16 protein-coding genes are annotated in these 12,482 nt (G+C 71.4%); 9 read left to right on the forward strand and 7 right to left on the reverse strand.

The features are described from left to right. Nucleotides 1-74 precede the first annotated feature (74 nt). Together LNK82_RS22195 and LNK82_RS22200 are read right to left on the reverse strand one after the other, a co-directional pair. On the reverse strand, nucleotides 75-1,046 hold the full coding sequence (locus tag LNK82_RS22195) for an arabinan endo-1,5-alpha-L-arabinosidase (RefSeq protein ID WP_230568966.1): 972 nt from the start codon (nucleotides 1,044-1,046) through the stop codon (nucleotides 75-77). 313 nt (nucleotides 1,047-1,359) lie between these two features. After that, nucleotides 1,360-2,217 carry an alpha/beta fold hydrolase gene (locus tag LNK82_RS22200; protein ID WP_230568967.1) on the reverse strand — a complete coding sequence of 286 codons (858 nt, stop codon included), beginning with the start codon at nucleotides 2,215-2,217 and terminating at the stop codon, nucleotides 1,360-1,362. A 131-nt stretch (nucleotides 2,218-2,348) separates the two neighbouring features. Here LNK82_RS22200 and LNK82_RS47835 point away from each other — a divergent pair, with 131 nt between their 5' ends. The 5 genes from LNK82_RS47835 (at nucleotide 2,349) to LNK82_RS22225 (ending at nucleotide 6,086) form a co-directional block, all read left to right on the forward strand. Continuing rightward, nucleotides 2,349-2,915 (forward strand): CGNR zinc finger domain-containing protein, encoded by a 567-nt coding sequence (locus tag LNK82_RS47835; RefSeq protein WP_230568968.1) that lies wholly within the window; start codon nucleotides 2,349-2,351, stop codon nucleotides 2,913-2,915. Nucleotides 2,916-3,005: 90 nt separating this feature from the next. Continuing rightward, a complete protein-coding gene (locus LNK82_RS22210; RefSeq protein WP_230568969.1) occupies nucleotides 3,006-3,293 on the forward strand; it encodes a hypothetical protein in 288 nt (95 codons plus the stop codon). Nucleotides 3,294-3,335: 42 nt separating this feature from the next. Beyond that, nucleotides 3,336-3,899: a YdeI/OmpD-associated family protein gene (locus LNK82_RS22215; RefSeq protein ID WP_230568970.1), complete on the forward strand. Its 564-nt coding sequence runs from the start codon at nucleotides 3,336-3,338 to the stop codon at nucleotides 3,897-3,899. Nucleotides 3,900-4,201: 302 nt separating this feature from the next. Beyond that, a complete protein-coding gene (locus LNK82_RS22220) occupies nucleotides 4,202-5,662 on the forward strand; it encodes a family 43 glycosylhydrolase (protein WP_230568971.1) in 1,461 nt (486 codons plus the stop codon). 7 nt (nucleotides 5,663-5,669) lie between these two features. After that, on the forward strand, nucleotides 5,670-6,086 hold the full coding sequence (locus LNK82_RS22225) for an RbsD/FucU family protein (RefSeq protein WP_230568972.1): 417 nt from the start codon (nucleotides 5,670-5,672) through the stop codon (nucleotides 6,084-6,086). 192 nt (nucleotides 6,087-6,278) lie between these two features. On the opposite strand, the gene LNK82_RS22230 is transcribed toward LNK82_RS22225, so the two are convergent. Beyond that, nucleotides 6,279-6,473, reverse strand: coding sequence for a hypothetical protein (locus LNK82_RS22230; protein WP_230568973.1), 195 nt, complete (start codon nucleotides 6,471-6,473; stop codon nucleotides 6,279-6,281). A 3-nt stretch (nucleotides 6,474-6,476) separates the two neighbouring features. Between LNK82_RS22230 and LNK82_RS22235 the strand changes: the two genes are divergently transcribed. Next, nucleotides 6,477-6,803 (forward strand): TetR/AcrR family transcriptional regulator C-terminal domain-containing protein, encoded by a 327-nt coding sequence (locus LNK82_RS22235; protein WP_230568974.1) that lies wholly within the window; start codon nucleotides 6,477-6,479, stop codon nucleotides 6,801-6,803. Between the two features lie 35 nt (nucleotides 6,804-6,838). Here the strand turns inward: LNK82_RS22235 and LNK82_RS22240 are convergent, their stop codons facing one another. Together LNK82_RS22240 and LNK82_RS22245 are read right to left on the reverse strand one after the other, a co-directional pair. Next, a complete protein-coding gene (locus LNK82_RS22240) occupies nucleotides 6,839-7,177 on the reverse strand; it encodes a VOC family protein (protein WP_230568975.1) in 339 nt (112 codons plus the stop codon). Nucleotides 7,178-7,303: 126 nt separating this feature from the next. Further along, on the reverse strand, nucleotides 7,304-7,471 hold the full coding sequence (locus tag LNK82_RS22245; RefSeq protein WP_230568976.1) for a hypothetical protein: 168 nt from the start codon (nucleotides 7,469-7,471) through the stop codon (nucleotides 7,304-7,306). Nucleotides 7,472-7,739: 268 nt separating this feature from the next. On the opposite strand from LNK82_RS22245, the gene LNK82_RS22250 reads away from it, so the two are divergent. Together LNK82_RS22250 and LNK82_RS22255 are read left to right on the forward strand one after the other, a co-directional pair. Next, nucleotides 7,740-8,090 (forward strand): Hsp20 family protein, encoded by a 351-nt coding sequence (locus LNK82_RS22250; protein ID WP_230568977.1) that lies wholly within the window; start codon nucleotides 7,740-7,742, stop codon nucleotides 8,088-8,090. A gap of 58 nt (nucleotides 8,091-8,148) precedes the next feature. Further along, nucleotides 8,149-8,352, forward strand: coding sequence for a DUF2795 domain-containing protein (locus LNK82_RS22255; RefSeq protein WP_230568978.1), 204 nt, complete (start codon nucleotides 8,149-8,151; stop codon nucleotides 8,350-8,352). A gap of 6 nt (nucleotides 8,353-8,358) precedes the next feature. On the opposite strand, the gene LNK82_RS22260 is transcribed toward LNK82_RS22255, so the two are convergent. Continuing rightward, a complete protein-coding gene (locus tag LNK82_RS22260) occupies nucleotides 8,359-9,579 on the reverse strand; it encodes a DUF6239 family natural product biosynthesis protein (protein ID WP_230568979.1) in 1,221 nt (406 codons plus the stop codon). A gap of 4 nt (nucleotides 9,580-9,583) precedes the next feature. Next, the gene (locus LNK82_RS22265; RefSeq protein ID WP_230568980.1) at nucleotides 9,584-10,141 is read right to left on the reverse strand and encodes a hypothetical protein; all 558 of its coding nucleotides are present in this window, start codon (nucleotides 10,139-10,141) and stop codon (nucleotides 9,584-9,586) included. 1,352 nt (nucleotides 10,142-11,493) lie between these two features. On the opposite strand from LNK82_RS22265, the gene LNK82_RS22270 reads away from it, so the two are divergent. Further along, complete coding sequence (locus LNK82_RS22270) at nucleotides 11,494-12,222, forward strand: helix-turn-helix transcriptional regulator (RefSeq protein ID WP_230568981.1); 729 nt, start codon at nucleotides 11,494-11,496, stop codon at nucleotides 12,220-12,222. Nucleotides 12,223-12,482 lie beyond the last annotated feature (260 nt).

The raw sequence follows: 12,482 nt of genomic DNA on the forward strand, positions 1-12,482 counted from the left end.
GTGGCCGCGGAGCGGCCCCCCCCCCCCCCCCCCCCGCGGGCGGGGGGGCGGGGGGGCGGACGGCCGGTGGACGATCATCGGACGTACGGCCACCCTGCGGAATCGAAGGCCAGCAGGTTGATGCCCAGTCGAGACGCACCGTCGTCACCGTAGTAGTGGTAGACGAGGATGTCGCTGTCGACGTCCGAGAACACGTCCTGGTGCCCGGTGCCGTGGACGCTGCCCTGGCCGGCGAGGATCTCGGTGCCGCCGCCGGAGGTCATGGCCGTGCCGTTGCGGGCGACGTAGGGCCCGGTGACGCTGGTCGACCGGCCGACCATGACCCGGTAGGTGCTCTGCGCGCCGCGGCAGCAGTAGTCGAACGACACGAACAGGTAGTAGTAGCTGCCGCGCTTGATGATGTTCGGCGCCTCGATCGCACCGCCGTTGCGGCCGGCGATGGCGCGGACGGTGGAGTCGGAGCGCAGGCCCGTGGACGGGTTCAGCGCGATCATCTTGAGGCCGGACCAGAACGAGCCGAAGCTCAGCCACCAGCGGCCCTGGTCGTCCACGACGAGGTCGGGGTCGATGGCGTTGTAGTTGTCGCTGGTGCGCGTCTCGATGACCAGGCCGCGGTGGGTCCACGTGCCCGCGTTGCCGCTGGGGCTGGTGGCCAGGAAGATCGCCGACCGGTTCGAGCCGAACGACGAGGCCGAGTAGTACATGTAGTACTGCCCGTTGCGGTAGGAGATGTCCGGCGCCCAGAGGTTGCGGCTGCCGTTGGTGTAGGTGGTGGTCCAGGAGGCTCCGTTGGGGAAGGCGGCTCCCGCGTTGCGGAAGGCGGTGCGGTCGGTCGAGGTCTTCAGGCCGATGCCGTCCGCGGTGTGCGCGACCAGGTAGCTGCCGTCGGGCCTCTTGACGACGCTGGGGTCGTGCACCCGGATGTCGCCGGTGACCACGCCGGGTCCCGGGTAGGCCGACGCCGGCGGCGCGGCCACGACGGTCACGCCGGTGATGGCGAGCGCGGTGACGACGGTGGCGAGAACGCGTTTTCTCAATGCAGCCACGGGTTCCTCGAAACTCTCGGGGTGGACTGGACGCGGCGGCGTGGGTGTCCTGAGTGGACTACAGCGGTGCTGGGAACGGGGAGGCTCGGCGTCTCGACCCGGCAGCGGACGGCCTGCGCGGACTCATGCGTCGCCTCCTTGCGAGCAGGAATCGTGACGCGCCTCCGGTCACCTGCCGGATCGCCGGACCGGGAGCGCTTCCGGGGCACCGTAGCGCAGGCCGCTCACGGCGGGCAAGCCTGTCTGTTAGCGATAACAGGCAGGCTTGCCGAGTTGAGACGACTGTCGCTGTTAGCGCTCACAGGCCAGCTGATCAGCCCAAGACCCGGCCGAGGAAGCCGCGGATGTACCCGGCGATGGTGTCCAACTGGTCCTCCAACGCGAAGTGGCCCGAGTCGAGCAGGTGGATCTCGGCCTCGGGCAGGTCGCGCCGGTAGGCCAGCGCGCCGTCCGGGCCGAAGATCTCGTCGTTGCGCCCCCACACCGCGAGCAGCGGGACCTGCGTCTCGCGGAAGTACCGCTGGAACAGCGGGTACGCGTCGAGGTTGGTGCGGTAGTCCCGGAACAGGGCCAGTTGCACCTCGGCGTTGCCCGGCCGGTCGAGGAGGGCCTGGTCGTGCGCCCACGTGTCCGGGTCGATCCGGCTCGGGTCCTTGACGCCGTGGGTGTGCTGCCAACGCGTGGCGTCGAGCGTGAGCAGGGCCCGCACCGCCGGTTCGGTGTCCGGGCCGGGGTTCGTGGCGTAGGCGAACAGCGGCTCCCAGAACGGGGTGAAGCCCTCGGTGTAGGCGTTGCCGGACTGCGTGATGACGGCGGTGACGCGGTCGGGGTGCCGTGACGCGATCTTGAAGCCGATGGGTGCGCCGTAGTCCTGGACGTACAGCGCGTGCCGCCGCACGCCGAGGTGGTCCAGCAGGCCGAGGGTGATGTCGGTGAGCGCGTCGAACGTGTAGTCGAACTCGTCGACCGACGGCGCGGCGCTGTGGCCGAAGCCGACGTGGTCCGGCGCGATCACGCGGTAGCGGTCGGCGAGTTGCGGGATCAGCTCGCGGAACATGTGCGAGCTGGTGGGGAAACCGTGCAGCAGCACCAGGACCGGCGCGTCGGCGTGGCCCGCCTCCCGGTAGAACACGCGCTGCCCGTTGATGTCGGCGTACCGGTACGAGGTCATCGGCTGCTCCTGACTGGGTCGATCTAACTGTTCTAACTCATTTCAACGGTTAGGTATGGCGCCTAGGCAAGCACGCGCGTGTTAACCTGTCAAGCGACTCAGAACGGTTAGATCCGGGGGAGGTGCTCGCGGTGCTCGGTGCCGATGACGCCGTGACCGGCGCGTTGCTGGCCAAGGGGTGGCCCGCGCGCCCGCTGGTGGACCAACCGCTGGGCATCGACCTGCTGAACACCCGGTGGGTGGTCGGTGGTGTCGCCTACGACCTGCTCGACCACGACGACCTCACCGCCGCGTGGCTCGCGGACCGGGAGCTCGAGCCCGTCCGGCCCGTGCCGCGGCGGCCGTTGCGCGAGGCCCGTGCCGCGGTGGCCGCCGTGATCGCGGACCCGGCCGACCACACCGCCCTCAACGCCCTGCTGGACCACGGCCGGGTGCGGTTGACCGTCGACGAGCGCGGCCGGGTCGAGCACGACGACGTCCCCGACCCGCGGTGGCGTGCGGCCTGGGCGTGCCTGCGCGACTTCGTCGTGCTGCGCGAGGCGGCGCCGGACCGCGTCCGCAAGTGCGCGAACCCGGAGTGCGTGCTGCACTTCCAGGACGTCTCGCGCACCGGCAGGCGGCTGTGGTGCTCGATGACGGGCTGCGGCAACCGGCTGAAGGCGCGCCGCCACCACAACCGGGTCCGCGCCACGTCGTGACCGCAGTCGGTCCGCCCCCTGACCGCGGGGGTCCCGCAGCGTCGTGACCGCACGCGCGTCAACCGGCGGCCGTTGGGGTATGGCAAGGCCATGACGCACCAGGAACCGCTCGACCTCGGCGCGACAGACCTCCCGGAGGCCGAGGAGGCGCGCGTCAGGCGTGCGCACGACCTCGACCGGCCGGAGGTGTTCGACCGGCGCAACGACGTCGACCGCAGGTCCCGGACCAGGGCGAACCTCCTGCCCGAGGAATCGCGGACCGGCAGCGCCGACCCGCAGGCCCAGGCGCGCGAGGTGCTGCGCGACTCCGACGTGCGCACCGAGGTCCCCGAGTCCGCACCCGACACGATGGCGGAACGGCGCGAGTCCGATGCCTGAAAGTGCTCACTCGGTGAGCACTTTCACCCGCACGATGGGTCCATGAACGCGCTCACCGACACCCGGACCCTGGACTTCGCCGACGCCGCCGAGTGGGAGTCGTGGCTGGCCGGGCACCACGGCACGAGTGACGGCGTCTGGCTCAAGATCGCCAAGAAGGGGTCGGGCCGCACGTCGGTCACCATCGCCGAGGCGCTCGACGTCGCCCTCTGCTTCGGGTGGATCGACAGCCACCGCAAGGGCCTCGACGCCGACCACTACCTCCAGCGCTACTCGCCGCGCCGACCGGGCAGCTCGTGGTCGCGGGTCAACGTCGAGAAGGCCGAGGCGCTCATCGCCGCCGGGCGGGTGCGGGAACCCGGCTTCGCCGCGATCGAGGCGGCCCGGGCCGACGGCCGGTGGGACGCGGCGTACCAGCGGCAGCGCGACGCCACCGTGCCGGCCGACCTGGCCGAGGCGCTGGCGGGCGACCAACGCGCGCGCGAGCGGTTCGAGCGGCTCGACCGGACGGGGCAGTACGCGTTGTTTCTGCGGCTGATGAAGGCGAGGACGCCGGCCGCGCGCGCCGTGCGACTGCGGCGGATCGTCGACGAGCTGGCGGTCTGACCCGGCGAGTCCACAGTGGATCTCGAGTGGGGGCCGGGTGGGCGGACGGGGGAGAGTCGCGTCCGCTCACCCGGCAAGTCGGTGCTCGCGCTGTCGGCGAAGGTAGCGCAATGTTATCGCTAACACCAGCCCTGGCTGTCGATCAGGCCGGTCACCAGCCGCTTTGGCGTGCGAATGTCGCGCGGACGTGGTTCGACGGTTCGCAGACCTCAATCGTCTCGTAAAGAGGTATTGAGGCGCGAGGACCTGCGCTGTTAGCGTTAACAGCGCCGCATCCCGACGCGCCACGATGGAGTGGACCGATGAACAGTGCCGTTCCCCGGTGGGCAGCCCGCAGGCTGGCGGTGGTCGCGGTGGTGGCCGTGACCGCGCTGGCGGGCCTGGTCGTCACGCCCGCCGCTCAGGCCTCGCCGGCCGTGCAGTACACGAACCCGTTGGCGAACCAGCGGGCCGACCCGCACATCTTCAAGCACACCGACGGCTACTACTACTTCACCGCGACCGCGCCGGAGTACGACCGGATCGTCCTGCGCCGCGCGACCACGATCCAGGGCCTGGCCAGTGCCCCGGAGTCGGTGATCTGGCGCAAGCACTCGTCGGGTGAGATGGGCGCGCACATCTGGGCGCCGGAGATCCACTTCATCAACGGCAAGTGGTACGTCTACTTCGCCGCCGGCCGGACCGACGACATCTGGCGGATCCGGCCCTACGTGCTGGAGAACGGCAGCGCCAACCCGCTGACCGGCACGTGGACCGAGCGCGGCAAGGTCAACGTCCCGTGGGACAGCTTCTCCCTGGACATGTCGACCTTCGTGGTCAACGGCGTGCGGTACCTGACCTGGGCGCAGGCCGAGCCCGGCATCTCCACGAACTCCAACCTCTACCTCGCCCGGATGGGCGCCACCCCGTGGTCCATCACGGGGTCGGTGGCCAGGCTGACCGTGCCGACGCTGGCGTGGGAGACCCGCGGCGGGGTGAAGGTGGCCGAGGGGCCGTCGGTGATCGAGCGCAACGGCCGGGTCTTCCTGACCTACTCCGCCAGCGCCACGGACGCGAACTACTGCCTCGGCATGCTGACCGCGTCGGCGTCCGCCGACCTGCTCAACCCCTCGTCGTGGACCAAGAGCGCGAACCCGGTGTTCGCGTCCAACGCGTCGACCAGCCAGTACGGCCCGGGGCACAACTCGTTCACCGTCTCCGAGGACGGGCAGAGCGACATCCTCGTCTACCACGACCGCAGCTACCGCGACATCTCCGGCGACCCGCTGCGCGACCCGAACCGCCGCACCCGCGTGCAGAAGGTCTACTGGAACGCCGACGGCACGCCGAACTTCGGCATCCCGGTGGCCGACGGCGTCACGCCCGTGCGCCTCAAGTCCTACGACTACCCCGACCGCTTCATCCGGCACTGGGAGTACCGGGCCCGGGTCGAGGCAGGGGTGAACCCGCTGGCCGACTCGCAGTTCCGCGTCGTGACGGGCCTGAACGGCTCCGGCACGGTGTCGCTGGAGTCGACCAACTTCCCGGGCTACTACCTGCGGCACCGCAACCACGAGATGTGGGTCGAGCGCAACGACGGCAGCGCCGTCTTCCGCGCCGACGCCTCCTTCCACCGCCGCGCGGGCCTGGCCTCGGGCTCCGCGGTGTCCTTCGAGTCGACCAACTTCCCCGGCCAGTACATCCGCCACAACGGCACGACCGTCAACCTGACCACCGCACCCGACGCCGTCGCACGCGCCGACGCCACGTTCATCCTGGAGTGACCGAAAAGTGCTGCGCTTCCCGTTGATCCACCCGCCGCTGCTGCACGCCCTGGCCACGGCGGGCCACGGGTCCAAGGTCCTGCTCGCGGACGCCAACTACGCGCACCGGACCAACGTCCACCACCGGGCCGAGGTGATCCACCTCAACCTGCGCCCCGGCCTCGTCACGGTCGACGAGGTGCTGGAGCCGGTGCTGTCGGCGATCCCGGTGGAGGCCGTGCACACCATGCGGCCCGACGACCTGGGCACGCCGGCGGCGTGGGCGGACTACGAGCGCGTGCTCGGCCCCGACCTGCCGCTGCAACCGTTGGCGCGGCAGGACTTCTACGCGGCCTGCCGTGCGCCGGAGCTGGCGGTGTGCGTGGCCACCGGTGACGGTCGGCACTACGCGAACGTGCTGCTGACGGTCGGCGCCATCTCCTGATCCCCGGTCCCCGACCCGCGTGCGCCGGCGTGCGCGCGGGTCGGGGACCGGACCCGGTGCCGGTCACGGCACGAGCGACCCGAGTCCGGTCGGCACGCCACCACGTCCGCGTCGACCCTGACCGGCAGGTCGGCGGTGGTGTGGCCGTTGACACCGCGTTGACCAGCCGGTGGCCGCGGTCGCGCAGCGCGCTCACCCGGTCCGCGCCGAGCGTCCCCCGGTCATGCTCGCGCCGGCCGCGACGACGACCGGCCCGGACCCCGGCACGCCCTGCCCGCCGCACGCCTCGGCGGGCGGGTTCACCGGCGGCCGGACGTACGTCAGGCACTCCATCCGGTCCGGCCGGGGGAGGGCGATGTCGAGGACAACCTCGCCGAGCTCGCGCACGCGGTGCTGGACTTCTACCAGCGGTCGATCCCGATGCTCGCCGCGCTGCTCTCGGACCCGCAGCGGATGGCGGCCCACCGGGTGGCGATGAGCAGGCACGGCGGCGGCCCGGAGAAGGCCGCCACGCCGTTCGCCGAGTACCTGGAGGCCGAACGGGCGCTCGGCCGGATCGCGCCGGACGCCGATCCGGACGCGGCGGCGTCACTGCTCGTCGGGGCGTGCTTCCAGGAAGCGTTCCTGCGCTACTACGCCGAAGGTCCCGACGCCGCCGCCGCACCACGCGCGCACGCCGAAGCCCTGGCCCGAGCGGTCGTCAGGCCGCTGCGCTGATCCTGCGGCACGGCGCCCGCCGATGACGGGAGCGCTCAGCCCAACGGGCTGTGCAGGATCGCCGCCCACCCGTCGGGCCCCACGGCCACGCAACGCCGCTCGTGCGGGCCGGTGGTGATGTCGCCGACCCGGAACCCGAGGGCCTGCGCGCGAGTCCGGGCCTCGTCCAGGTCGGGCACCTTCACCAGCACGGCCGGGCCGTCGTGGACGCGGTCCGCGCCGGACAGGGCGAGTCGCCCGCCCGCCACGTCGAACTGCGCCCAGCGGTCGCCGTCCACGAACGTCGGCGCGACGCCGAGCAACGCGGACCACCGCTCGACCGCGCCGGCGAGGTCGTCTGTCGGGACAACGGGAGCGATGCGTTCAGCGGTCACGTGATCGACGCTAATGACGCCCCACCCCGCGGTCAACGCCGCGGCGGGGGATCGAGCAACAACGAACAAGGCACTTCGGACGGTTCAGGGGTGAACCGTCTGAAGTGGATGGTCTGCCGCCGCGGGCTACCGCGGTTCGTCGATGCCGGGCACGGTCACGTCGTCGTCCGCGGGCGGCTCGGGATCGCGCCACTCCTCGGCCCGGCTCGGGCGGTTGCCGCGCAACGTGCCTTCCAGCTCGTGCTTGAGCTGCTCGTCCTTGATCGGGCCGTGCTTGCTGCTCTCGCGGTGCATGGGCGGGTCCCTCCTCCATGCTCCTGGGGACGGTCGCTTGCCCGGGAGGAGTACCCCGGCGCGTTCGGCCGAATCGCGTTCACCCGTCAGCCTTCGCCACGGACGGTGGCGGTTCACCCGTTCGACCGAGCATGGAGGGTCCCCGACCGGGGTATTTCCCACTGTGAGGACCAGGTAAACGGGAGGTGGCGTCGTGGTCGAGCGGCTGACAGTCCGACGCCGAGACCCCGGCACGGGACCCTGCCGAGGGCCGGATCCGGTGGCGGAGATGGACGTGTGGTGGGACCGGATCGGCCGGAACCTCGGCCGGGAGTGGGACCTGGCCACGGCCGACGAGCGGCCCCTCCTCGTCGACGTCGCGGTGACCGAGCAGGCCTACTTCTTCGCCACCCTGCTGCAGGACGTGCGACCGCACGACGTGCGGGTGGAGATCCGCGACCTGGACCTGCGCCCGGACGGCACGCCGATCCGGCGCGACCGGGTCGGTATCACGGTGCGCCCGGCCGATTCCCCGCGCGGCTACTACTACTGCGCGACCGTGCCGGCCGGGGTGGACGTGGAGCGGATCGACGCGTGGCTGCTCGACGGGATGGTCGTCGTGCGCGTGCCGACCCGGTAGGCGTTTCGCGGCCGGGGGCGCGGGTACCGCACCGGCAGGCGAGAGAGCTGGAGGAGTCATGGCCGGGACGCTGACCCGCGACCACCTGAAGGACTGCCTGACCGACGTCCACTTCCCGGCGAGCAAGGACGACCTGCTCGACGCGGCGATCCGCAAGGGCGACCCGACCGCGGTCCAGGCGCTGCGGGCGATACCGACGACGGACTACGCGAGCCTGCACGAGGTGTTCGGCGCGGTCGAGTTCGGCGACGAGCCGCGGTAGGGGCCGTCAGCCGGACCAGGCCGCGAGCCCCGAGCGGGACGGCGTGGCGCCGGGGAAGGCGGCCGACAGCGTCTGCGCGTACCGGCGTGCCTCGGGTGTCGTCAGGTCCGGCGGCGTCAGCCACGGCGCGAGGTGGGGTCGCGCGTCCGGTGGCGGTGCGCCGCCGAGCACCAGGACGTCCGACGACCCGGGTGTGACGGCGTAGCCCAGGCGTGCGGCCTCCTCGCGCACCACCGCCTCTGCCTCGGCCGCGCGCCGCGAGTCGTCCGCCACGACGGAGAACGGCCCGCCGATCGAGGCGACTTCCGCGCGCAACGCCGCCGTGTCGGCCTCGGTCAGCCCGGGCCACGGCAGGTCGCCGCGCTTGCCGGTCAGCTTCGCCGCCAACACCGCCGACGCGTAGTCCGGGCCCTCCGGGCCGCGGACGTCCGGACCGGTCCACGCCACGCGGCCGGTGTCGACCGGGACGGTGGTCCGCGTGCCCGCCCGGTCCAGCCACAGGTCGCTGCGCCCTTCCGGCAGCCACACCAACGCCCACCGGCCCGTCGTCCCGTCGCGCGGCTGCGCGGGCACCAGGGCGTTCGGCGCGTTGCCGACCGCGAGCGGTGCGTCGGTGGTGTGCACGATGTTCCAGCCGGGCATGTGCGGCACGACGAGGACGTCCACCGGGCCCTCGCCGAGCGCCACGCGGGTCAGCAGCGGGTCGCCGGCGGCCGGGGTGGCGAGCTGCCCGGCGATCGTGACCTGGCCGAGGCCCGCCAGCAGGGTCAGGCCCAGCGCCGCGCCGACGACGCGCACCATCGCGGTCGGCGGGCACAGCGCGAGCCAGGACGCCGCGACGAACGCGGCCATCAACGTGATGTAGGCGAACGACGACGGCGGTCCGGCGAACCACGTGCCGGCGGCCACCGTCGCCAGGACGGCGGCCACCACCACGAGCCGGCCGATCACCGGCCGCTCGACGCGCAACGCGGGCGGCACGGCGAGCAGGCCGATCAACGCCACCGCGGCCAGCGGCGGCATCCACGACGCCTCCGCGATGAGCAGCACCACGACGCCGCCGATGCCCGCGAACCCGGTGACCGCCCGCCGGGTCGACAACCCCGACGCGGCGGGCGCGAACGGCCGGACCAGGGCCCAACCCGCGACCACGGTCACCGCGCCGAGCAGGATCAGCCGCAGGAGGGTGAAGCCGAGCGGCAGGCCGACGGCGCCGTGGTTGTGCACGTGATCAGGCCGACGCGCCGACCGCGCACGAGCACTGCATCTGCGCGCGCTCCTCCCGCGACGGCCGCATGTGCAGCACCATCGCGATGACCATCGGGATGAACACCACGGTGTTGTAGAACAGGTGCAGCTCCACCCGCGGGATGATCAGCTGGATGATGCTCGTCGGCGCCGGCTTGCCGAGCAGGTTCGTCGAGGCGGACGCCTGGATGATCAGCAGCAGGTGCTCGATGTGGTGCCAGAACTGCAGGCCGAGCGCGACCGTCCACCACGTCTTCGAGCGGCCGACGAACCCCTTGCGCAGCGCGAAGAGGAACACGAGCATGATCAGCGCGTAGCCGTAGTGCATGACCTCGGACGTGACCAGCCACGGGAACCACAGGCCCAGCGCGCCCTTGGCCTGCGGCACGGGCCAGCCTAACGCGTAGATCTGCACGGCCTGGGTGATGTGCTCCACCCAGTGCGCGAGCACGATCAACGTGAAGGCGTAGAGCGCCGGCTTGTGCCGGATCGTGTTGAGCGGACCACCCGTCGAATGGGTATGGGCTTGAGTGTCGACCATGGATTCCTCCTGCTGCGCCGGCCTCGATCGGGCCAATTGCCCTGACCAGCGACGATACCGGGTTCGGGGCGCGCCAAGAACGCCATCGTGCGGAGTGCGCAATCGTGGAGAAGGCCACTGGTCCACGCGCCGGTACGGTGGCCGTCCCCGATGACCGCGCGGCAACCGCACGTCGACTGTATAGCGTTCCTATGCTCTGCTCGTCTTCTCGTTTGCGGTTGCGGGAACCGCTCCGAAGGCCTCACCAGCGGAAGAAATGCACACGTTCGCGGGAAGCGGGGACCGCGGTGCGGGTGCTATGGCGCCGGGGCGTCGCGAGCGTCGGATCGCCCCTGGTAGGAACTTCATACCAATTAGTTGCTTTTTAGGACCAAGATCGGTAGCGTGTGGTTCACGACGTCGACTGCGGACCGAAGCTTCGGGGGGTGCCAGTGGCCGCGACCTGTCAGGTCGTGTCGCCGCGCACCGGCCCGGTGGCCGGGCTCCGCGCCGATGCCGTGCTCCGACTCCGCGACGGGACCCCCAGCTCGTCCGAGCGGAGCGCTCGGGCGGTCCGCTGAGCGACCGCCGCTGGCGCGGATGGGCTGGTACCGGCCCATCCGCGCGGCCGCACGCGCGTGGCCCGCGGGCCCCAACCCGCCGGGCGCGCCGTGCCGTGCGGTCCGCCGGAGGGCGCGCCCGCCGTCCGGTGGTGAGCCGGATGTGCCTTGCCGCGTCACGGAATTCCGCCGCCGTGCCCTGACCCCGGACGAGGTCGGCGGTGGCCGGAAAGTGGCCGTTGTGCCGCGATCAGCCGTTGTCCCACCGTTCCCCGGGGTGGTGGTGGGCGCACCTTCGCGATTGCGGCATTTCGGCTGAAACGCGCCGCGGCCGGTCGCCGCCATATCCGTCGGGACGGCCGCCGGCCGCCGATCGGGTGGTCGGCGCTCCGACCCGGGCGGCTGAGCCGCGATCGCCGGCATCACCCGGAAGGCGCAGTATCCGAGTCCAGTTGATGACGGAATGTGAGTCCAGTGCGGGCGGTAAATGGAGCCGAGGAGCGTTCACGATTCCATCGGATGGGGCAAGGGATCATCACCGGACGTGCTCGTCAACGCCATCTCTGCTGCTTGTGCAGGCTGTCACGGCCCTGGTAGCTTGCCCGAAATCGTCAGCACCTGGGGACACTGGGGTTTCACTGGGGGTTAACTGGCGGTTCACTGGGGAACTGCCGCTCGCCGGCGCGCCGATTCATAGCGTTGCGATGAATCGGCCACCTGTCGGGACGGCGGGATTCACCGGTCATTGACTACGAATTGGGGGTCGTAGTGGACGGTGTAATAGAACGGGCGGTTGGTCGGGTCATCGACTTCATGCACGAGCACCTGGGCGAGCAGTTCACGATGGACGACATGGCTCGAACCGCCATGTACAGCAAGTTCCACTTCTCACGAACCTTTCAGCGCGTTACCGGCGTCTCGCCGGGTCGTTTCCTGGCCGCGATCCGGGTGCAAGAGGCCAAACGGCTGCTCGTGTGCACCTCGTTGACCGTCACCGACATCAGCCACCGGGTGGGGTACACGAGCGTCGGCACGTTCAGCTCGAAGTTCCGCGCCGCCGTCGGTGTGCCGCCGACGACGTACCGCCAGCTGGGCGGGCTGACCGAGCCGACCCCGTTGGCCAAGCGGGGTCCGGACACCCGCTCGTCCACCGTGCAGGGGGAGGTGCGCGTGCCGCTGGGGAGCCCGCCCGCGATCATCTTCCTGAACCTGTTCCCGGAGCGGGTGCCGCGGGGCAAGCCGGTGCACTGCTCGATGCTCCAGCGGCCGGGACCGTACGTGCTCACCAACGTGCCGCCCGGCACGTGGCACCTGCAGGCCCACTCCGTGGCGCTGGGGTGGGGCGCGGTTTCGGGCCGGGGGTCGTTAGGCCGGAGCAGGGCGCTCAACGTGGCGTCCTGCGGTCCGGTGTCGGTCGGGCCGGGCGCCCGGGTCGAGAACGTCGACCTGAACCTGCGCCCGATCGACGCGCTCGACCCGTCGGTCCTGCTCGCACTGCAGTACATCCGCACCGTGGCGGTGGACGCGGCCGCCGCGAGCTGACGGCGACGTCCGCGAGTACCCGCCGTCCCGGCTGGGGCGGCGGGCTTTCGGGACGATTCCGCGCGGGCGAACGGCCCAGTGATCCGCGAATGGCCCAATGCCCCTTCGGGGTGCCGTAGCTACCGGCGGCGACGCGGAATTCCAGGGGCCAGGCCGGTTCACCCGACTCGCTCCGGATCGTGGGGTGAGTCGACCACGCGATGGTGTTCACCCGATTGCACGCCACGGCACCACGGACACGACGCTTGGCCAGGCCATGC

Origin of the sequence: Saccharothrix luteola (assembly GCF_020859565.1) — a bacterium.
Classification (GTDB): domain Bacteria; phylum Actinomycetota; class Actinomycetes; order Mycobacteriales; family Pseudonocardiaceae; genus Actinosynnema; species Actinosynnema luteola.

What these genes read in the sequence shown, in the direction of transcription:
- LNK82_RS22200 (WP_230568967.1), bottom strand. Translation starts at nt 2,217, where the DNA reads ATGACCTCGTACCGGTACGCCGACATCAACGGGCAGCGCGTGTTCTAC.
- LNK82_RS22210 (WP_230568969.1), top strand. Translation starts at nt 3,006, where the DNA reads ATGACGCACCAGGAACCGCTCGACCTCGGCGCGACAGACCTCCCGGAG.
- LNK82_RS22270 (WP_230568981.1), top strand. Translation starts at nt 11,494, where the DNA reads ATGCACGAGCACCTGGGCGAGCAGTTCACGATGGACGACATGGCTCGA.
- LNK82_RS22255 (WP_230568978.1), top strand. Translation starts at nt 8,149, where the DNA reads ATGGCCGGGACGCTGACCCGCGACCACCTGAAGGACTGCCTGACCGAC.
- LNK82_RS22215 (WP_230568970.1), top strand. Translation starts at nt 3,336, where the DNA reads ATGAACGCGCTCACCGACACCCGGACCCTGGACTTCGCCGACGCCGCC.
- LNK82_RS22245 (WP_230568976.1), bottom strand. Translation starts at nt 7,471, where the DNA reads ATGCACCGCGAGAGCAGCAAGCACGGCCCGATCAAGGACGAGCAGCTC.
- LNK82_RS22220 (WP_230568971.1), top strand. Translation starts at nt 4,202, where the DNA reads ATGAACAGTGCCGTTCCCCGGTGGGCAGCCCGCAGGCTGGCGGTGGTC.
- LNK82_RS22250 (WP_230568977.1), top strand. Translation starts at nt 7,740, where the DNA reads ATGGACGTGTGGTGGGACCGGATCGGCCGGAACCTCGGCCGGGAGTGG.
- LNK82_RS22265 (WP_230568980.1), bottom strand. Translation starts at nt 10,141, where the DNA reads ATGGTCGACACTCAAGCCCATACCCATTCGACGGGTGGTCCGCTCAAC.